We start from the raw sequence: 19,601 nt of genomic DNA on the forward strand, positions 1-19,601 counted from the left end.
TGAGCATGAGATAATGACCACCGCGTAAACCGCGTCTTTACGCGCTTCGTTTAAACGGACCGACGAGAACCCTGCCGTGGACGATCGTTCCACGGCGCAGCACGACCGGAGTATGATGGTCTCGACCACGGTACCGCAGGGCAACGAGCCCGCAGGCGAGCGCAGCGCATGGCAGGCGCTCGTCCGGCTGACCGCGGCCGATAGCAGCGTCGCGCACCCGCATTATCGCCGCCTGATCGCCGGCGGCCAGGCGCCCCGCAACCTGTCCGACGCGGTCCACGCGCTGTGCTCGGTGCACGGCGATCACCCCGGCATGATCGCCGACGTCCTGGCAAATCCGGTCCAACCCGAGGCGCGCGACTGGCTCACCGCCGCCGCCGCCGGATTCGTCGACGAGCGCACCTATCTCGCGCAACTGACCGCCGCGGTCGGCCCGCTGCCCTCGACGCCGGGACAGGCGGAAACCGTATCGGCACTGGTCGGGGAGCGGCACGCGCTCGAAATGCTCGCTCGATCGGAGCGGCGCGGCTGTGCAACCGGCGCGGTGGCGGCGCTGTTGCTCGATTGGGGTGCGATCCGCGTCATGCTCGATATCGCCGCCGAGCGGTTCGGCCTCGCGGTACCCGAAGCGACCTTTCCGTCGGAGTCCGATACCGCCGCGATGATCGCCGCGCTCGGCAGTTCGCCCGGTGTGCAGCGCGCGATCCTGTTCGGCGCGCAGCAACTGTTTGCGCAGCACCGCGGCCTGTGGTCGCTGCTCGAAGCCCGTGCGAGCGCCCGCGGGGACCTGTAACCGGCTTGCACGGGGCTGCGGAAACCCTCTATCCATACCCGGTATTCAGAACCGGACGGGACATCGCATGAAGCGCTTCGAAGGCACCCAAAGCTACGTCGCGACCGACGATTTGAAAGTCGCGGTTAACGCCGCCGTGACGCTGCGTCGCCCGCTGCTGATCAAGGGCGAACCCGGCACCGGCAAGACCGTGCTGGCCTACGAGATCGCCAAGGCGCTCGGCGCGCCGCTGATCGAATGGAACATCAAGTCGACCACCAAGGCGCAGCAGGGCCTGTACGAATATGACGCGGTCGCCCGCCTCCGCGACGGCCAGCTCGGCGACGCGCGCGTCCACGACATCGGCAACTATATTCGCAAGGGCAAATTGTGGGAGGCGTTCACGCAGCCCGCCCCGCCGGTCCTGCTGATCGACGAAATCGACAAGGCCGATATCGAGTTCCCCAACGACCTGTTGCAGGAACTCGATCGGATGGAATTCCACGTCTACGAGACCAAGGAAACGGTGCGCGCGGTCGAGCGCCCGATCGTCATCATTACCAGCAACAACGAAAAGGAACTGCCCGACGCGTTCCTCCGCCGCTGTTTCTTCCACTACATCAAGTTTCCCGACCGCGGCACGATGCAGGCGATCGTCGATGTCCACTTCCCCAGCATCCAGAAGATCCTCGTCAGCAAGGCGATGGACCTGTTCTACGACGTCCGCGACGTACCCGGCCTGAAGAAGAAGCCCTCGACCAGCGAGCTACTCGACTGGCTGAAGCTCCTTCTCCACGAGGACATGCCGCTCGACATCCTCCAGAACCGCGACCCGACCAAGGCGATCCCGCCGCTCCACGGCGCGCTGCTGAAGAACGAACAGGACGTCATGTTGTTCGAACGCCTCGCGTTCATGGCGAAACGGCAGAAGAACCAGGGGTAAGGACGCCCTTAACCCGCTCGCTGTATAGACTTCGGGGTTATTGCGATCCTCCCCCGCAAGGGGGAGGTGGCGCCAAAGGCGACGGAGGGGGAGGACACGGAACCGATGTTATCCCTTACCGCCCCCTCCGTCAGGCTACGCCTGCCACCTCCCCCTTGCGGGGGAGGATCATTAGGCTCCGACGCCGTCGAGTGTCAGCCAGCGATTGCCTTATGCTGACCTCGACCCAACCGCGGCAAGCAGCAGCGCTCGCGGCAATACTCCTCCTCGGCCTCTCGCTCCGCCTGTGGAACGCACACGGCGGCCTATGGGTCGACGAAGCCTGGTCCGCGCAGTTCGTCGCGCAGGCGGGCTCTCCCTGGGGTATCGTCTGGCGGGTCAATCACGACAATAACCATTATCTGAACAGTCTGTGGATCCTGCTGGTCGGCCCCTATGCGCCGCCACTGCTGATCCGCGCGCTCTCGATCGCCACCGGCACGCTCTCGATCGCGGTCGCCGGTGCGATCGGCTGGCGGCGGACGCCGTGCACCGGGTTGATCGCCGCGCTCCTGTTCGCGATCTCGCCGATCCTCGTCGCCTACGGAGCGGAAGCGCGCGGCTATGGCCCGATGCTCCTGGCCCTGCTCCTGTCCATCCTCGTGGTCGATCGATGGCTGGACCATGACGACGCGCCGCCGCCAGCGTGGACGCTTGCCGTGCTGACATTCGCAGGCTTGCTCGCGCAACTCACCTACATCTTCGCGCTCGCCGCCTTTACAGGCTGGATCGTTACCGCACGCAGTCGCCGCGGGTCGATCGATGCCGCCGTCGCCGCGACATTGCGCGCGCTCGGCCCGTCGTTTGCCGTCTTGGCATTCGTCGTCGCGTTCGTCGTGGCCGCCGCCTCTGCCAGCACGACCGGCTTCCAGGCTGGCGGTTATCCGAGCTTCACGCTCTCGGCGTTCGCGGACGTGCTGGCGGAGACGATCGCCTATACCGTCGGCGTTGCGTTGCCGGACGCATGGCCAACGATCGGGCTGGCGCTGATCGCGATAGCCGCGCTGCTTCTCCGCGCGCACCCCGATCGCCGGCCGCTGTACCTGTTCGCGACGATCGCCTTCCCGCTGGTACTCGGCATCGCGCTCTGGCGGATCGGCAATGCAGGCTTTGCACGCTATTATCTGGTCGCGGTCGTCGGCCTGCTCCTGTTGCTGGCGGACTCCGCCGGCGCAGCGATCCAGCACGGCGGCCGGCGCAAGGCGATCGCGATCGCCCTCACGCTGCTGGTGATCGTGGCGTGCATCCGGCGCGACGGCGCGTTGGCGGGCGCGGCCCGCGGCGATCCGGGGCTTGCGATCGCGGCGATGCACGCCCGTGCGCCAAGCGGCACCAGCGTCCTGGTCGATACGATCCGGCCGATCCCGGTGCTCGACGTCGCGGCACGCGGCACTGGATACCCGCTGGCGATCCACCAGGATTGCCCCGCGGCGGCGTACACCTTCGTAGATCTCGATGGGCCATTGCCGCCCGCGGCCACGCTCACACGCTGCGGCGCCCGCTATTTGATCGTGCGGAGCGGCCGTCATCTCGCTTTGTCCGGATTGGACTGGGCGCTCTACACACGCGCCGACCTGCCCGAAAAACGCGGCGGAACTGTGCGTTAACCAAAGCCGGCAACCAGCCGGTCACCGACGGCCCGCTACCGTCGAGGCATGAAGCGAATCCCCCGAACGCTCCTCAGCCTTGCCCTTGCCGCCACCGCGGCTGCCAACGCCAGCGCCAGTTCGCTGCTCGATTATGTCGGCCAGTGCGTGCCCTTCGCGCGCGCCGCGTCGGGCATCCAGATCTACGGCAACGCCTGGACTTGGTGGGAGCAGGCTGACGGCAAATACGAGCGCACGCACAAGCCCAAGGAAGGCGCGGTGATCGTGTTCGAGAAGACCAAGCGCCTGCCGATGGGCCATGTCGCGGTCGTCAGCCGCGTCGTCGAGAAGCGCGTGGTCATGCTCACCCACGCCAACTGGTCGCGCCAGAACGGCGAACGCGGGCATGCGGAACAGGACGTCACGCTGTTCGACGTCTCGCGCAACAACGACTGGAGCGACGTCAAGGTCTGGTACAAGGACGTCGACGGCCTCGGCGGCGGGGTGTATCCGGTGTACGGCTTCATCTACGGCCACGCGCACGCCGCCGCCGAACTGACGAGCCGGAATCCCGATTATGTCGGTGCGCTGATCGACGCGTACGTTCCGGTAAGCGGCGAACCCATAGCCCGCTGATTCCGCGTCCGGCGCCGGGCCTCTTTCGTCGGGATGACGGCGCGAATGGATTGCCGCGACCCTCCAAACCGTGCCACCATCACCGGCAAACACGGTGAGGATGACGATGCGGCTCAAGACCTTGACGACGATCACGCTGGCCTTGCTCACAACGTCCGCGCTTGCGCAGAAGGAAAAGGCCCCGCCCCCCGGCGGCGACATTCCCGCCAAGTTCGTCCCCGCCAACCCAAGCTTCGATTTCGACCGCCGCGAGGTCGACATCCCGATGCGCGACGGCGTTACGCTCCACGCGGTCATCGTCCAGCGCAAGGGGCTCACCGACGCCCCGATCCTGCTCCAGCGCACCCCCTACAACGCCGAGAGCGCCGCCAGCCGGTCCTCCAGCCCCAGCGGCGCGATGAACCTGCGCGCGTCCGACGCGATGTTCTTCGACGCAGGCTATATCCGCGTGTTCGAGGACGTCCGCGGCAAGAACGGCTCGAACGGCGCGTATATCAACGAACGCCCGCTGATCGGCCCGCTCAACAAAACGAAGGTCGATCACTCGACCGACGCCTACGACACGATCGACTGGCTGGTGAAGAACCTCAAGAACTCGAACGGCCGCGTCGGCATCATCGGTGGCAGTTACGACGGCATGATGGCGGCGATGGCACTGGTGAACCCGCACCCTGCGCTGAAGGCCGCGGTGCCGATGAACCCGGTCATCAACACCTGGAAGGGCGACGACGACTTCCACGGCGGCGCGTTCCGCCAGATCGGCTACGACTATTACTACACGCAGGACGCGGCCAAGGGCGAAGCGGGCGACCTGTGGCGCGACGCCTACGACGATTACGACACGTTCCTCCGCGCCGGATCCGCCAGCGCGTTCGTCAAAAGCCGCGGGCTCGAACAGCTCCCGTTCGTCAACCGCCTCCACGATCACCCGACCTACAACGCGTTCTGGCAGGGCCAGGCGCTCGAGACGATCCTGCCCAAGCAACCGCAGACCGTGCAGACGCTCTGGGTCGCCAGCCAATGGGACCAGGAAGACATCTACGGCGCGGTCGCGGCGTATGAAGCCGTATCGAAAGTCGACCCCGATCACGTCAACCACCTAGCACTCGGCCCCTGGGCGCATGGCGGCGCGAACGGCGATGGCTCGACGCTCGGCGCGATCCGCTTCGATGCCGACACCGCGCTCTGGTTCCGCAAGAACGTCCTGCTCCCGTTCCTCGACGGCGCGCTGAAGACCGGCGCGACACCGCCCGCGCTCGCCCCCGTCACCGCGTTCCAGACCGGCACGAACCAGTGGCAGACGCTAGCCGGCTGGCCGAGCTCGACCGCCACGCAGAAGCTCTACTTCCAGCCCACCAGCGGCCTCGCCCCGACCGCGCCCGCGCAGGACGGCCATGACGACTATGTCTCCGACCCCGCCAAGCCGATCCCCTACCGCCTCCGCCCGATCCGCCCGACCTACGCGACCGGCTCGACATGGCGGCAATGGCTGGTCGACGACCAGCGCCCGTTCTCCGACCGCACCGACGTCCTCACCTACCAGACGCCGCCGCTGACCAGTGCAGTCGCGATCGCCGGCGCGCCCGTCGCCGACCTGATCGCCAGCACCACCGGCACCGACGGCGACTTCGTGGTGAAGCTGATCGACGTCTATCCCGCCGAATATTCCGACAAGCCCGAGATGGGCGGCTACCAGCTCGCCGTCTCGATGGATATCCTCCGCGGCCGCTACCGCGACGGCTTCGACAAGCCGACCCCGATCGTCGCGGGCCAGCCGACGCACTTCCGCGTGGTCCTGCCCAACGCCAACCACGTCTTCCTCCCCGGCCACCGCATCATGGTGCAGGTCCAGTCGAGCTGGTTCCCGCTCTACGACCGCAACCCGCAGACCTACGTCCCCAACATCTTCGACGCCAAACCCGCCGACTACCGCAAGGCGACGATCAGCGTGTTCCACTCGGCCGCGCAGCCCAGCGCGATCGAACTGCCGATCGCGGCGGCCAAGTGAGGACGTGAGCCTGTGTTCCTGAACTTCCTCGACGAACTCCGCAGCGCCGGCATTCCCGCCAGCCTCAAGGAACACCTCATCCTGCTCGAAGCCCTCGACGCCGAGGTGATCGAGCGGACGCCCGAGGATTTCTACTACCTCTCCCGCGCAGTGTACGTGAAGGACGAGGGGCTGCTCGACAAGTTCGACCAGGTCTTCGCCAAGGTCTTCCGCGGGCTCGCCACCAGCTACGGCACCCCCGCCGGCGAAGTCCCTGAGGACTGGCTGAAGGCGGTCGCCGAGAAATTTCTGACCCCCGAGGAAATGGCGGCGATCAAGTCGCTCGGCTCGTGGGACAAGATCATGGAGACGCTCAAGAAGCGCCTGGACGAGCAGAAGGAGCGCCACCAAGGCGGCAACAAATGGGTCGGCACCGGCGGCACGTCGCCTTACGGCAACGGCGGCTACAACCCCGAAGGCGTCCGCATCGGCGGCGAAAGCACGCACAAGCGCGCGCTGAAAGTCTGGGACCAGCGCGAGTTCCGCAACCTCGACAACACGCGTGAACTCGGCACCCGCAACATCAAGGTGGCGCTGCGCCGCCTGCGCCGCTTCGCCCGCGACGGCGCCGCCGACGAGCTCGACATCGACGGCACGATCGCCGGCACCGCGCGGCAGGGCTATCTCGACATCGTCATGCGCGCCGAGCGCCGCAACGCGGTGAAGCTGCTGCTGTTCCTCGACGTCGGCGGGTCGATGGACCCGTTCGTGAAGCTCTGCGAGGAGCTGTTCTCCGCCGCGACCACCGAATTCAAAAACCTCGAATTCTTCTACTTCCACAATTGCCCGTACGAAGGCGTGTGGAAGGACAACACGCGGCGCTTCGCGGAGCGCACGCCGATGTGGGATCTGCTCCACAAATACGGCCATGACTACAAGCTGATCTTCGTCGGCGACGCGTCGATGAGCCCGTACGAGATCACGCATCCCGGCGGCTCGGTCGAGCATTTCAACGAGGAGCCGGGCGCAGTGTGGATGCAGCGGTTGACCAACACCTATCCGGCGGCGGCGTGGCTGAACCCGGTGCCCGAGGCGCAATGGGGGTATTCGCAGTCGGTGCGGATTATCCGCGAGCTGATGACCGACCGGATGTACCCGCTGAGCCTCGCCGGGCTCGACGACGCGATGCGCGAGCTGACCCGCAAACGGTGAGTTTGGTGGGGTAAGCGACTGACCGTAACGGAACCGTCACGGAGGCGATCGGTTTATCGGGCATCATCCCTTACCGAAGGAACTCCCGATGTCGTCGATCCCCAACTCCGCCATGCCGCACGCCAAGGTCCATCACGACGACGACCACAAGCCGAAGCCCGAGAAGAAGACCGCAGCGACCAGCGATTGGGTCGAGGACGCAACCGACGCGGCAAAGGCTGGCCTCGCAACGGCGACCGATGCGGTGAAGTCCCACCCGAAGACCGCGATCGCGGTTGGCGCGACGGTGATCGCGGGGATCGCAGCAGCGATTGCAGCGCCCGCGTTGCGCGCGAAGGACGCAGCAGAGAAGAAGGCGCCACCGAAGAGGCCAGAGCCCAAGAAGCCGGCCAAGGCAAAGAAGCCGCACTGATATCCCAGTGCACCCTTATGGTGCAGCACCCCGGCGAAGGCCGGGGCCCAATTGGGGGACGCCGCTAACTGAGCGCGCGCTTCGTTACTGCAACCTTTCCAATTGGGCCCCGGCCTCCGCCGGGGTGGGGAGTTCACAGGCGACAGGGACCTAACGTCCTTGTTCTCCCGCGAAGGCGGGAGCCCAGACTGGACTCCCGCCTTCGCGGGAGAACAAGCTTACGGCCTATCAAGCAAGGGGCGCTCAAACCCGATCCACAACCCCACCAGCCATCGCCACCGGAACCCCAGTCGTCCCCGGAAAACTAATCGCCAGCCCCTTCAACGTCCGAACTGCCATATACGCGAACCCCTCAGCCTCCAGCGCATCGCCGTTCCACTTGAGCACATCGGTAGGCTCCACCAACAACCCGGTCCGCTCGGCAATCATCGCCAGCATCGTCGGATTATGCCGACCACCCCCTGCAACCAGCAACCGAACCGGCCGAGCCGGCAAATGCCGCAAAGCCTCCGCCACCGTCGCCGCGGTAAACGCGGTCAAAGTCGCCGCCCCATCCGCCGCCGACAACCCCCGCGCCGGCTGGATCGTAAAGTCATTCCGATCCAAAGACTTCGGCGGCGGCGCATCGAAAAACGGATGGTCGAGCATCGCCGTCAACACCGTCTCGTCCACGCGACCAGACGCCGCCAACGCCCCCCCGGCATCATACCGAGCGCCCGTCTCCGCCTCGACCCAGCTATCGATCAACCCATTCGCCGGCCCGGTATCGAACGCCACCAGCCCGTCGGGGTCCATCATCTGCGCCCGCTCCGGCGACATCTCCCGCGAGTCGTGCATGTCGAGCCCACCGGGAATGAAGGTGATGTTCCCCACCCCGCCAAGGTTCAGCACTGCGACCGGCCCCTCTAGCCCAGCCGCCAACGCCGCATGATACACTGGCAACAGCGGCGCACCCTGCCCACCAGCCGCCACATCCGCCGACCGAAAATCCGACACCGTCGTGATCCCGGTCGCCCGCGCGACCGCAGCCCCATCGCCGATCTGCCACGTCCAGCGCCGATCCGGCCGATGCGCGATCGTCTGCCCGTGAAAGCCGATCACATCGACATCCGCCGCCGCAACCCCCGAATCCGCCAGCAACTTGTGCACCGCAAACACATGCGCGCGCGTGATCAACTCGCCCGCCGCGACCACCGGCGGACTGGCGCGCGGCTTGTCGAACGTCAGCGCCATCCGCGTCGCCTCCGCCAACTGCGCCCGAGCGGCATCCGAATAGGGCTCGCCCCGAAACGCGATCGGCCGCACGAACGCCTCGCCGTCGGTCTCGATCAACGCGGCATCGATCCCGTCGAGCGACGTCCCCGACATCAGTCCAATCGCCAGCATATCGGTTCCTTCCCGCGCAATCCGCCCTCCCATGCAGGATGCAATTTCCCCCGCCTAGAAAAAACCGAACTTTGCGCCTATGTGCGCGGGCTTCATGGCAACAACACTCCCCTCCCCGCCGAAGATCGGCATGGTCTCGCTCGGCTGTCCGAAGAACCTCGTCGACAGCGAGCGGATCCTCACCCAGCTTCGCGGCGACGGCTACCAGATGTCGCCGGACTACGCGGGCGCCGACATCGTCCTCGTCAATACCTGCGGCTTTCTCGATTCCGCCAAGGAGGAGAGCCTCGAGGCGATCGGCGAGGCGATCGCCGAGAACGGCCGCGTCATCGTCACCGGCTGCATGGGCAAGGAAGCCGACGCGATCCGCGCGCGCTTCCCGCAGGTGCTCGCGATTACCGGCGCACACGAATACGAGCAGGTCGTCGGCGCGGTGCACGAGGCCGCGCCGATGCCGCCGTCGGCGTTCCTCAACCTGATCCCCGACGCCGGCCTGAAGCTGACCCCGCGCCACTACAGCTATCTGAAGATCTCGGAGGGCTGCAACCACCGCTGCTCGTTCTGCATCATCCCGAGCTTGCGCGGCGACCTCGTCAGCCGCCGCCCCGACGCGATCCTGCGCGAGGCGGAGAAGCTCGTCGAAGCCGGTACCAAGGAACTGCTGGTCATCAGCCAGGACACCTCGGCGTACGGCGTCGACCTGCGCCACGCCAGCTGGCCGGTGAAGACGGGCGGCCCGATGGCCCGCGGCGACGCTCGCGAGGTCCGCGCGCACATGACCGACCTGTCGCGCGAACTCGGCAAGATCGCACCGTGGGTCCGCCTCCACTACGTCTACCCGTACCCCCACGTCGACCACGTCATCCCGCTGATGGCGGAGGGCCTCGTGCTGCCGTATCTCGACATCCCGTTCCAGCACGCCGCACCGTCGGTGCTGCGCCGGATGAAGCGCCCCGGCAATGATGCGAAAGTGCTCCAGCGCATCCACAATTGGCGAACGATCGCGCCCGACATCACGATCCGCTCGACCTTCGTCGTCGGCTTCCCCGGCGAGACCGAGGAGGATTTTCAGTATCTGCTGGATTGGCTTGACGAGGCGCAGCTCGACCGAGTCGGCGCGTTCCGATTCGAACCGGTCGAGGGCGCCGCGGCGAACGCGCTGCCCGATCACGTGCCCGAAGAGCTCAAGGAAGAGCGCTACGCCCGCATCATGGAAAAGACCGCGGCGATCTCCGCGGCCAAGTTGCAGGCCAAGATCGGCCGCACACTCGACGTGATCATCGATGCGGTGGATGAAGAAGGTGCAACCGGCCGCTCGAAGGCCGATGCGCCGGAAATCGACGGCGAAGTCTTCCTCCGCGATGCCGGCCACCTGACGGTAGGTGACATCGTGCCCGTCATGATCGAAGACGCAGACGACCACGATCTCTACGGCGTCCCCGCCTGATCCCGCCTACTGTTCTCCCGCGAAAGCGGGAGCCCAGGGTAAGGAGCTATACCGCCCGTAACCCGGACTCCTGCGTCCGCAGGAGAACGAGGTTCAGACGACGTTGCGCCCGGTGAACAGCTTCACCAGCACGACGATGACCGCGATCACCAGCAGGATGTGGATCAGTCCGCCTGCGACATGGAAGGCGAACCCAGCCAGCCAGAGGATCAGCAGGATGATGGCGATGGTATACAGCATGAGTGTGTCCCCTAAGACGTAAAAAGGCTCCCGGTCGGACGATGAAACGTGCGTGTAACGCGCCCTGTTCCGTCAACATTTCTGCCCTAGCGTAACCCCTTCAACCGGCGCGAAATTAAAATCGTGGGCGTTGCGCGCACGGGCCGCTTCTGCTTCGATACGACCATGATTTTCCGCCTTCTCGCCATCGCCACGCTGCTCCCGGCCCCCGCCATCGCGCAGTCGCTCACCCCCGCCGAAACCGCGCAGATCGACACGCTGGTCACCGGCGCGCTCGGCGATACCGGCGTGCCCTCAGCCTCGATCGCGGTGGTGCGCGGCGGCCGGATCGTGTTCGCCAAGGCCTACGGCAAACCGTCCGAAGCAATCGCCGTCGCCGACCCGAAACTCCCCTACCAGATCGCATCGATCTCGAAGCAGTTCACCGCCGCCGCGATCCTGCTGCTCGAGGACGAAGGCAAGCTCAGCCTCGACGACAACGTTGCGAAATACATCCCCGGCATCACCGACGGCGACCGCATCACGATCCGCCAGCTGCTCAGCCACACCTCCGGCCTCCAGGATTACTGGCCGCAGGACTACAGTTTCGCCGCAATGGCCAAGCCCGTCACGCCGCAGCAGATCGTCGATCGCTGGGCCAAGAAGCCACTCGATTTCCAGCCCGGCACGCAGTGGCAATACTCGAACACAGGTTACGTCGTCGCCGGCATGATCGTCGAGAAAGTCGCGAAACAACCGCTCCTCGCTTTCCTCCAGCAGCGCATCTTCAAGCCGCTAGATATCCGCGCGCTCGATCAGGACAAGGCGATCGGCAAGGCGTTCCCGCAAGGCTATGGCCGCTTCGCCCTAGGCCCGGTTCGCCCCGAGACACCCAGCGCCGACGGCTGGCTCTACGCCGCCGGCGAACTGTCGATGAGCGCCGAAGACCTCGCCAAATGGGACGTCGCACGCCTCAACCGCACCACGCTCCCCGCCGACGACTGGGCCGCGCAGGAAACCCCGGTCAAACTCGCCGACGGATCGAGCAACGGCTACGGCCTCGGCGTCTTCACCGGCAGCGCGAACGGCCGCCGCTATGTCGAGCACAGCGGCGAAGCGGTCGGCTTCCTGTCCGAAAACACCGTCTACCCCGACGACAAGGCCGCCATCGTCGTCCTCACCAACAGCTGGTTCAGCGACGCGACGGGCCGCATCGCCGCGGGCGTCGCCAAAATCGTCCTACCCACCGCGCCCGCAAACGCCGAGGACACCGCCGCGCTCGCCCGAGCCCGCACCGCCTACGACCAGCTCCGCACCGGCACGCTCGACCGCAAAGACCTGACCGAAGACGCGAACTATTACTTCAAGCCGGTCGCGCTCGCCGACTACAAGACCAGCCTCGGCGCGCTCGGCGACCCCACCGCGTTCGTGCAATCCAACACGACCCGCTTGCGCGGCGGCTTCGTCAACCGCACCTATCGCATCACCTATCCCGACCGCACGCTCTCGCTCAGCACCTATGCCGAGCCCGGCGCGAACGGCCGGTACGAACAACTTTTGGTGGCGCCTGCACAATGACCGATTTCGTTTCGATGCTCCAACCAGACCGCGGCCAGCCCGCGCGGACCATCCACGTCGTCCACCCCGATGCGTATGAAGGCTGGCTCGCGAGGCAGTCGCAGCGCATCCGCACGACGGTCGCCGCACACCGGCTGACCGGCAAAGCCGGCGACCGCGCGGTGCTGCCTGGCGAGACCGCGGACGACTGGTCGATGCTGCTGGTCTGCAACGAGGCGGTGACGTCGCCGTGGCGGATCGCCTCGCTCGGCGCGTCGTTGCCAGAGGGCACCTACCGTCTCGCGGAAGGTCCGGTCGGTGCGGCTGGACTCGGCTGGATGCTCGCGCAGCACCAGTTCACCCGCTACGTGAAGCCAGACGCGACCGGCCACCGCATACTCCTGACCGCCGACGCCGCGCATATCGACGAGACGGTCCGCCTCGCCGAAGCCACCGCACTCGTCCGCGATCTCGTCAACACCGGCGCGTCCGACATGGGCCCCGCCGACCTCGAAGCCGCTACCGAGACGCTCGCCAAGCGCCATGGCGCGACGGTCACGACCACGCGCGGGGATGCGCTTGCGATCGGCTACCCGATGATCCACGCGGTTGGCCAAGCCGCGAGCAAGGACCGCGCGCCGCGACTGATCGAACTCGAATGGGGCGATCCCTCGCACCCTCGCATCGCGCTGGTCGGCAAGGGTGTGACCTTCGACACCGGCGGGCTCGACATCAAGCCGTCAGCGGGCATGCGGCTGATGAAGAAGGACATGGGCGGCGCGGCGCACGCCTTGGCGTTGGCGAGCCTCGTGATGGCCGCCAAGCTCCCGGTCCGCCTGCACCTGCTGATCCCCGCGGTCGAGAACTCCATCGCCGGCAATGCCTTCCGCCCCGGCGACGTCCTCGCGACGCGCAAGGGCCTGACGGTCGAGAACACTAACACCGATGCGGAAGGCCGCCTCATCCTCGGCGACACGCTGACCAAGGCGGGCGAGAGCAATCCCGAACTGATCCTGGACTTCGCCACGCTGACGGGCGCGGCGCGCGTCGCGCTCGGCCCGGACCTGCCGCCGATGTTCACCGACAACGAATCACTCGCGGCGGACCTGCTCGCGGCCGGGCTGGAACAGAACGACCAGATGTGGCGCCTGCCGCTGTGGAACGGTTACGACGAGATGCTCAAGTCGGATATCGCCGACATGGTCAACGCCCCCGATGGCGGTTTCGCCGGCGCGATCACCGCCGCGCTGTTCCTCCGCCGGTTCGTGCCGAAGACCGCGGCGTGGGCGCATCTCGACGTCTTCGCGTGGCGCCCGTCCGCCAAGCCAGGGCGACCGAAGGGTGGCGAAGCCTATGCCCTCCGCGCCGCCTTCGCGATGTTGGCGAAGCGGTACGGCGCCTAGCCGTTCCCCCGCGGAGGCGGGGGTCCAGGGTCACGAACGTCAGCCTATGAGATCCTGCCCCCCCGTCTCCGCGGGGGAACAAGCTAATGCTCGGGACAGTGCAAGCGAAGCCCTTACCCCGTCGCGAACTGCCCAAACGGCAGCAATTTATCCGCCAGCGCCTTCGTCGCATTCGCATCGCCCGCGCGCAGCGGCACGAGCACCGCCACCGCTGCCTTGCGCACATATCCGTCGATGGCAGTCGGCGTCGGCGCCTTGCTTGCGGTCTCAACCAGCGCACGCCCCCGTGCATCGTTCGGGTCGATCTCCAACCGCAAAAGCCCCGCCAGCCCTGCGAACATCGCGCGATTGCCACCTAGCGCCACCGACTTGTCCAGCGCCTCGAACCCGGTCGCCTTCTGCGCGCCGGCCACCGCACGCCCGACGAACCGCCCGAGCTTGGCGATCACCCCGACATGCCACGCGCCCAGCGCCGCCTGCGCCTCGGCATTGCGGGGATAGCGCGTCACCAGCGCCTCATATTGCTTCCGCGCGGCGATAGCCTGCCCGCGATTGCCGAGCAGTTTCGCACGATAGCCGTTCGCCATCGCCTGCATGATCGCGGCCTCCTGGTCGTTCGGCGAGCGGCTCAGCGCCTGACCCGCGACCGCCGCCGCCTTGTCGATCCGAGCCAGCGCGACGCCGCGATCACGATCGACGAACCCCGCCTGAGTCAACAGTTCGCGCGGCGTCTCGGCCCGAGCAGGGATCGCAGACACCACCGCGCAGACCGCGATCGAGGCGCCTACGCATTCGGGAAACCACCTGGCCATATCAACCCTCGCACGAAAGCCGCGTCACGCCGACCAACGATCAAATCGCCGAATCGCTCAATGATCTTAAGACGATAGGGTTTATCGGGACTTAACGCTTTCCGACGCAAGCCCCCGACGCCCCCGTCAAAGCGAAGCCGCCGCCTCGATGATCGGCACGAACTTCGCCGCGGTCAGGCTCGCGCCGCCGACCAGCGCCCCGTCGACGTTCGGCGTATCAAGGATCGACGCTGCATTCGCGCCCGTCACCGACCCGCCGTACAGGATCCGTACCCCCGCCGCGGCGTCGCCGATCAGCATCCGCAGCTTCGCGCGGGCGATCGCATGGATCGCCGCGATCTCCTCCAGCGTCGGCGTGCGGCCCGTCCCGATCGCCCAGCGCGGCTCATAGGCGAGCGTGAACCAGCTTCCGTCGGCATTGTCCGGCACCGACTTCTCGATCTGCGCCTGGACTACGCGCTCGGCGCGATCGGCATCGCGTTCCGCCTCGGTCTCGCCACAGCACAGGATGACGTGGAGCCCCTGCCGCCGCGCCGCGGACGCCTTGGCCCATGCGTCATGACTGGTCTCGTGCTGGTCCGAACGGCGCTCCGAATGGCCGACGATCGTGAACGACGCGCCGACTTCCTTCACCATCGCCGCCGAGACGCAGCCGGTATGCGCACCCGAATCCGCCTCGTGCACATCCTCCGCGCCGATCGCGAGGGTCGGCACACGCTCGGAGGCCGCCGCGATCAGCGTGAACGGCACCGCCACCGATACGTCGATGCCCGGTGCAGCGCTCGCCGCCGCGGCAATCGCATCGAGTTCGACGAGCAACGCCCGCGACCCGTTCATCTTCCAGTTTCCGGCTACAAGCTTACGCCGCATCATCGTCTCCCAGATATTTTTCCAAGCGATAGCGCCACGCCCGCCCCACACAACCCCACACGACCTGACCGCCCCCTGACCGCACCCCTGACCGCCGCCTGGACCGCCGCATGACGCGCCCGACTTGAAGAGCCGCCCGCGCGCCCGTAAAGCAACCGCGTTCTATCCCTGTCGATCGGCTGTCCATGCTCGCTTTCTTCCGCCGTCTTACCCATTCACGGGTCGGCGTGATCATCACCTTCCTCGTACTCGGCGTGATCGCGCTCGCGTTCGCGGCCGGCGACATCACGGGGCTCAGCTCGATGACCGGCGGCGCGGGGATCACCGGCGGCGACGTGGCCAAGGTCGGCAAGGCCGAGGTCACCGTCAACGAAGTCAAGACGCAGGCGCAGACCCAGCTCGAAGGCTTCCGCCAGCAGCAGCCGACGCTCGACATGGCGACCTTCGTCAATCAGGGCGGCCTCGACGGCACGCTCGACCGGATCATCTCCAGCATGGCGCTCGAGCAGTTCGGTCGTGCGCAGGGCATGGTCGTCAGCAAGCGCGCGGTCGACGGCCAGATCGCCAGCATCCCCGCGTTGCAGGGCCCGACCGGCAAGTTCGACGAGAACCTGTATCGCCAGGTGTTGGCGCAGCGGAAACTGACCGACGCACAGATCCGCAGTGATATCATCCGCGACACGTTCGCGCAGCAGCTCACGATTCCGAGCACCGGCGCGACGCAGGTCGCCAGCCAGATCGCGCTGCCCTACGCGTCGCTGCTGCTCGAAAAGCGCACCGGCACGATCGGCTTCATCCCGACCGCGGTCGTTCCCGCCGGCCCCGCGCCGAGCGACGCCGACCTCGCCACCTTCTACAAGCGTAATATCGCGCGCTACACGGTGCCGGAGCGCCGCATCGTCCGCTACGCGATCGTCACGCCCGATCAGGTCAAGGCGCAGGCGGTTCCGACCGATGCCGAGATCGCCAAGACCTATCAGCAGGATCGCGCACGCTATGCCGCGACTGAAAAGCGGACGATCACGCAGGTCGTCGTCGCCGATCAGGCCGGCGCCACCGCGCTCGCCGCCAAGGTGAAGGCCGGCACCAGCCTAGCCGACGCCGCGCGCGCCGCGGGTCTCGAAGCGTCGACCCAGACCGGCGTCGAGAAGGCCGCCTATGCCGGCACGACGTCCGCGCAGGTCGCCGATGCCGCGTTCGCCGCCGCGAGTGGGGCCGTGATCGGCCCGGTCCGCACGCCGCTTGGCTGGACCGTCGCGAAGATCGACAAGATCGAGAACGTCGCCGGTCGCTCGCTCGATCAGGTGCGTGGCGAAATCGCGGCCGCGCTCGGTATCCAGAAATCGACGGAGGCGCTGTCCGCGATCCACGACAAGATCGACGACTCGCTGTCGAGCAACGCCACGTTCGACGAGGTGATCGCCGACCAGAAGCTGACGCCCGTCACCACGCCCGCGCTGATCGCGAACGGCGTCAATCCCGACGACGCCGCCAGCAAGCCCGATCCGGCGATCGCGCCGCTCGTCGCCGCCGCGTTCCAGGCCGCCGAGGGCGATGGGCCGCAGCTCGTCCAGCTCGGCACCGATGGCGGGTTCGCCGTCGTCGCGCTTGGCCGTGTCGTTCCGGCGACGCCGCGTCCGCTGGCGAAGGTCCGCGCGGCGGTACTGCGCGACGTGAATGCCGATCGCTCGCGACAGGCTGCACGGAAAGTCGCGAACGAGGTGCTCGCCCGGATCAACAAGGGCATGCCGATCGCGCAGTCGCTGGCGCAGGCCAAGCTGCCGATCCCCGCCCCGCGTCCGCTGACCGCGTCGCGTGCGCAGATCGCTGCCGATCCGCGTGGTGCGCCGCCTGCGCTCGCGCTGATGTTCAGCATGGCGCCGAACACCGCAAAGACGCTCGCCGCGCCCGACGACAGCGGCTGGTTCGTCATCAAGCTCGACAGCATCGCCAGCGGCAATGCGGCCGGCAACGACGCCGCGATCAAAGCCGCGCGCGCCAATATCGGTCGCTCGGTCGGTCGCGAATATGTCGAGCAGTTCGCCAAGGCGGTCCGCGCCGATGTCGGCGTGAAGACCAACCCGACCTCGCTGGCGCGCGTCCGTGCCGACCTGCTCGGCCAGGGCGGCACCGGGAACTGATCGTATGAGCGCGCGGGAAGCCTTGGCCGAGGGGCGCCCCGCGCTCGTCTGGCGCCGTCAGGTCGCTGACACCGAAACGCCGGTCGCCGCCGCGTTGAAGCTGATCGAGCCGGGTCGCGGCGACTTCCTGCTCGAATCGGTCGAGGGCGGCGAAACCCGCGGCCGGCACAGCCTGATCGGCCTCGCGCCCGACCTGCTGTTCCGCGCGCACGGTGACAGCGCTGAGATCAACCGCCACTGGGCAACCGATCGCGATACGTTTGAACCGTGCCCGGTACCAACGCTCGATGCGTTGCGCGCGCTCGTCGCCGAATGCCGCGCGGACGTTCCCGCCGAACTTCCCCGCGCGCTCGCCTGTCTCGTCGGCTATTTTGGTTACGAGACGATCGGCCTCGTCGAGAGCCTGCCGCAACCGCCGGTCGATCCGCTCGGCCTGCCCGACATGATCTTCGTGCGGCCAACCGTCGTCCTGGTGTTCGATCGCCTGACCGATGCGTTGTACCTCGTCGCACCCGCCTGGCCCGATCCCGCGCGCGATGCCGACGCGATCGTGACCGAGACCGAAGAGCGGCTCGACGCAATCGCTGCCAAGCTGGCCAGCACGCCCGTCCCCGCCCTGATCCGTGCCGACGTCGCCGAACCCGCCTATACGCCAGCGCTGCCCGATGGCCGCTACGGCGAGATGGTCGCTACCGCGAAGGACTATATTCTCGCCGGCGACATCTTCCAGGTGGTGCTCGCCCAGCGCTTCAGCACGCCGTTCGCGCTGCCGCCGTTCGAGCTGTATCGCTCGCTACGCCGGATCAACCCGTCGCCGTTCCTCTACCACCTAGACCTGCCCGGATTCGCGCTGATCGGCTCGAGCCCCGAGATCCTCGTCCGCGTCCGCGACGACGAAGTGACGATTCGTCCGATCGCCGGCACGCGCCCCCGCGGCAAGACCGCCGCCGAGGACGAGGCGAACCGTATCAGCCTGCTCGCCGATCCGAAGGAACGCGCGGAACACCTCATGCTGCTCGACCTGGGCCGCAACGACGTCGGACGCGCCGCAGCGCCGGGCTCGGTGCAGGTGACCGCCAGCTACGGCGTCGAATTCTATAGCCACGTCATGCACATCGTCTCGAACGTCGTCGGCACGCTGTCGCCCGACAAGGACGCGCTCGACGCGCTGTTCGCAGGCTTTCCCGCCGGCACGGTCAGCGGCGCGCCAAAGGTTCGCGCCTGCCAGATCATCGCCGAACTCGAACCCGAACGCCGCGGTGCCTATGCGGGCGGGGTCGGCTACTTCTCGCCCGACGGATCGATGGACTCGTGCATCGTCCTCCGTACGGCGGTGGTGAAGGACGGCACGATCCACGTGCAGGCCGGCGCTGGGATCGTCGCCGACAGCGTGCCCGAATACGAGCAACGCGAGTGCGAGGCCAAGGCGGGGGCGATTCTAGCCGCTGCGCGCGAGGCGGTCAGCCGGGCCAAGGCACCCGGCTTCGGTCAGTGAATTTGGTGTTCTGGTAGCAAGCCGGCCGCAACCAGCGGTTACTCCACGCCGGCGAAGGCCGGGGCCCAAGTGGTGAGGCCGCGGTAACGGCCCGCGACCTTCATTAGCCCCGCCCCCCAATTGGGCCCCGGCCTTCGCCGGGGTGGTTACTTTTAAGGCTGGGTAGCGGTCCGGCTGACCGAAAGCTCACGGGGTCGTGTTCGTCTCGCTCGCCGACGCACGACGCTCCGCGGCATAAGCCTGGTTACGCTGCATGAAACAGCCCGACTGGCCCCCCGTACCCACCGCCGAGCACGTATCCGGCAGGCCGCCGGCCACGCGCCCGACCTGATCCATCGTCGCCGCGCGGTTCACCCAGCTCTGGTTCTGCGCGGCGATCGGCTTGTCCTCGCGCAACGACTTCGGGATGCGATACGGCTGGTCGAGCGTCGAGCACACGACGATCTCGCTGCCACTGGACTTGGGGCATTGCTGGTCGCCGGTGAGCGTGACGCTGCGGATACGCTGGGGCGGTTTGTCGACCTGCGCGTCCTGCGCGGCGGCCATGGCGGGGAAGGCTATCAGTGCGGCTAGGACGGCGGTACGAAACATGGATCAGGCTCCTCTGGAGCGGATAACGTCCTTCAGGCGGCATTGCTCCGCGCTGAATGATGCCCCGCCGACTAGGTCCATATAGGATCGCCA

17 protein-coding genes are annotated in these 19,601 nt (G+C 67.1%); 12 read left to right on the forward strand and 5 right to left on the reverse strand.

Annotation, left to right across the window (positions count from 1 at the left end; translation table 11 throughout):
- Positions 1-76 precede the first annotated feature (76 nt).
- The 7 genes from VH567_RS01305 to VH567_RS01335 all read left to right on the forward strand — a co-directional run bounded on the left by VH567_RS01305 (position 77) and on the right by VH567_RS01335 (position 7,587).
- Positions 77-793 (forward strand): DUF6975 family protein, encoded by a 717-nt coding sequence (locus VH567_RS01305; RefSeq protein WP_423322510.1) that lies wholly within the window; start codon positions 77-79, stop codon positions 791-793.
- Between the two features lie 67 nt (positions 794-860).
- A complete protein-coding gene (locus VH567_RS01310) occupies positions 861-1,715 on the forward strand; it encodes an AAA family ATPase (RefSeq protein ID WP_423322512.1) in 855 nt (284 codons plus the stop codon).
- A gap of 212 nt (positions 1,716-1,927) precedes the next feature.
- On the forward strand, positions 1,928-3,361 hold the full coding sequence (locus tag VH567_RS01315) for a hypothetical protein (RefSeq protein ID WP_423322514.1): 1,434 nt from the start codon (positions 1,928-1,930) through the stop codon (positions 3,359-3,361).
- A gap of 48 nt (positions 3,362-3,409) precedes the next feature.
- Positions 3,410-3,976, forward strand: a complete 567-nt coding sequence (locus VH567_RS01320) for a CHAP domain-containing protein (RefSeq protein WP_423322516.1) — start codon at positions 3,410-3,412, stop codon at positions 3,974-3,976.
- A gap of 106 nt (positions 3,977-4,082) precedes the next feature.
- Positions 4,083-5,984 carry a CocE/NonD family hydrolase gene (locus tag VH567_RS01325; protein WP_423322518.1) on the forward strand — a complete coding sequence of 634 codons (1,902 nt, stop codon included), beginning with the start codon at positions 4,083-4,085 and terminating at the stop codon, positions 5,982-5,984.
- Positions 5,985-5,996: 12 nt separating this feature from the next.
- On the forward strand, positions 5,997-7,175 hold the full coding sequence (locus VH567_RS01330) for a vWA domain-containing protein (RefSeq protein ID WP_423322520.1): 1,179 nt from the start codon (positions 5,997-5,999) through the stop codon (positions 7,173-7,175).
- Between the two features lie 88 nt (positions 7,176-7,263).
- Positions 7,264-7,587 (forward strand): hypothetical protein, encoded by a 324-nt coding sequence (locus VH567_RS01335; protein WP_423322522.1) that lies wholly within the window; start codon positions 7,264-7,266, stop codon positions 7,585-7,587.
- A gap of 243 nt (positions 7,588-7,830) precedes the next feature.
- Here VH567_RS01335 and VH567_RS01340 read toward each other — a convergent pair whose 3' ends face one another.
- Positions 7,831-8,973: an anhydro-N-acetylmuramic acid kinase gene (locus VH567_RS01340; protein ID WP_423322524.1), complete on the reverse strand. Its 1,143-nt coding sequence runs from the start codon at positions 8,971-8,973 to the stop codon at positions 7,831-7,833.
- A 94-nt stretch (positions 8,974-9,067) separates the two neighbouring features.
- On the opposite strand from VH567_RS01340, the gene rimO reads away from it, so the two are divergent.
- A complete protein-coding gene (gene rimO, locus VH567_RS01345) occupies positions 9,068-10,420 on the forward strand; it encodes a 30S ribosomal protein S12 methylthiotransferase RimO (protein ID WP_423322526.1) in 1,353 nt (450 codons plus the stop codon).
- A 93-nt stretch (positions 10,421-10,513) separates the two neighbouring features.
- On the opposite strand, the gene VH567_RS01350 is transcribed toward rimO, so the two are convergent.
- Positions 10,514-10,660 carry a lmo0937 family membrane protein gene (locus tag VH567_RS01350; RefSeq protein WP_107957518.1) on the reverse strand — a complete coding sequence of 49 codons (147 nt, stop codon included), beginning with the start codon at positions 10,658-10,660 and terminating at the stop codon, positions 10,514-10,516.
- A 165-nt stretch (positions 10,661-10,825) separates the two neighbouring features.
- On the opposite strand from VH567_RS01350, the gene VH567_RS01355 reads away from it, so the two are divergent.
- Both VH567_RS01355 and VH567_RS01360 read left to right on the forward strand, forming a co-directional pair.
- The gene (locus VH567_RS01355; RefSeq protein ID WP_423322529.1) at positions 10,826-12,217 is read left to right on the forward strand and encodes a serine hydrolase domain-containing protein; all 1,392 of its coding nucleotides are present in this window, start codon (positions 10,826-10,828) and stop codon (positions 12,215-12,217) included.
- Positions 12,214-13,599: a leucyl aminopeptidase family protein gene (locus VH567_RS01360; protein ID WP_423322531.1), complete on the forward strand. Its 1,386-nt coding sequence runs from the start codon at positions 12,214-12,216 to the stop codon at positions 13,597-13,599. The genes VH567_RS01355 and VH567_RS01360 overlap by 4 nt, the downstream gene beginning before the upstream one ends.
- 113 nt (positions 13,600-13,712) lie before the next feature.
- Here VH567_RS01360 and VH567_RS01365 read toward each other — a convergent pair whose 3' ends face one another.
- Positions 13,713-14,360 (reverse strand): hypothetical protein, encoded by a 648-nt coding sequence (locus VH567_RS01365; RefSeq protein WP_423322533.1) that lies wholly within the window; start codon positions 14,358-14,360, stop codon positions 13,713-13,715.
- 177 nt (positions 14,361-14,537) lie between these two features.
- A complete protein-coding gene (gene tpiA, locus VH567_RS01370) occupies positions 14,538-15,284 on the reverse strand; it encodes a triose-phosphate isomerase (RefSeq protein WP_423322535.1) in 747 nt (248 codons plus the stop codon).
- A 182-nt stretch (positions 15,285-15,466) separates the two neighbouring features.
- Here tpiA and VH567_RS01375 point away from each other — a divergent pair, with 182 nt between their 5' ends.
- Complete coding sequence (locus VH567_RS01375) at positions 15,467-17,422, forward strand: SurA N-terminal domain-containing protein (RefSeq protein WP_423322537.1); 1,956 nt, start codon at positions 15,467-15,469, stop codon at positions 17,420-17,422.
- Positions 17,423-17,426: 4 nt separating this feature from the next.
- Positions 17,427-18,917, forward strand: coding sequence for an anthranilate synthase component I (trpE, locus tag VH567_RS01380; protein WP_423322539.1), 1,491 nt, complete (start codon positions 17,427-17,429; stop codon positions 18,915-18,917).
- Between the two features lie 186 nt (positions 18,918-19,103).
- Here trpE and VH567_RS01385 read toward each other — a convergent pair whose 3' ends face one another.
- Positions 19,104-19,508: a hypothetical protein gene (locus tag VH567_RS01385; protein ID WP_423322541.1), complete on the reverse strand. Its 405-nt coding sequence runs from the start codon at positions 19,506-19,508 to the stop codon at positions 19,104-19,106.
- Positions 19,509-19,601 lie beyond the last annotated feature (93 nt).

Source organism: Sphingomonas sp. 4RDLI-65, assembly GCF_049472435.1.
GTDB lineage: Bacteria > Pseudomonadota > Alphaproteobacteria > Sphingomonadales > Sphingomonadaceae > Sphingomonas.

Coding starts and splice junctions, on each gene's coding strand:
- VH567_RS01375 (WP_423322537.1), top strand. CDS start 15,467: ATGCTCGCTTTCTTCCGCCGTCTTACCCATTCACGGGTCGGCGTGATC.
- VH567_RS01325 (WP_423322518.1), top strand. CDS start 4,083: ATGCGGCTCAAGACCTTGACGACGATCACGCTGGCCTTGCTCACAACG.
- rimO (WP_423322526.1), top strand. CDS start 9,068: ATGGCAACAACACTCCCCTCCCCGCCGAAGATCGGCATGGTCTCGCTC.
- VH567_RS01355 (WP_423322529.1), top strand. CDS start 10,826: ATGATTTTCCGCCTTCTCGCCATCGCCACGCTGCTCCCGGCCCCCGCC.
- VH567_RS01310 (WP_423322512.1), top strand. CDS start 861: ATGAAGCGCTTCGAAGGCACCCAAAGCTACGTCGCGACCGACGATTTG.
- VH567_RS01350 (WP_107957518.1), bottom strand. CDS start 10,660: ATGCTGTATACCATCGCCATCATCCTGCTGATCCTCTGGCTGGCTGGG.
- trpE (WP_423322539.1), top strand. CDS start 17,427: ATGAGCGCGCGGGAAGCCTTGGCCGAGGGGCGCCCCGCGCTCGTCTGG.
- VH567_RS01385 (WP_423322541.1), bottom strand. CDS start 19,508: ATGTTTCGTACCGCCGTCCTAGCCGCACTGATAGCCTTCCCCGCCATG.
- VH567_RS01335 (WP_423322522.1), top strand. CDS start 7,264: ATGTCGTCGATCCCCAACTCCGCCATGCCGCACGCCAAGGTCCATCAC.
- VH567_RS01315 (WP_423322514.1), top strand. CDS start 1,928: ATGCTGACCTCGACCCAACCGCGGCAAGCAGCAGCGCTCGCGGCAATA.
- VH567_RS01360 (WP_423322531.1), top strand. CDS start 12,214: ATGACCGATTTCGTTTCGATGCTCCAACCAGACCGCGGCCAGCCCGCG.
- VH567_RS01320 (WP_423322516.1), top strand. CDS start 3,410: ATGAAGCGAATCCCCCGAACGCTCCTCAGCCTTGCCCTTGCCGCCACC.
- VH567_RS01340 (WP_423322524.1), bottom strand. CDS start 8,973: ATGCTGGCGATTGGACTGATGTCGGGGACGTCGCTCGACGGGATCGAT.
- tpiA (WP_423322535.1), bottom strand. CDS start 15,284: ATGATGCGGCGTAAGCTTGTAGCCGGAAACTGGAAGATGAACGGGTCG.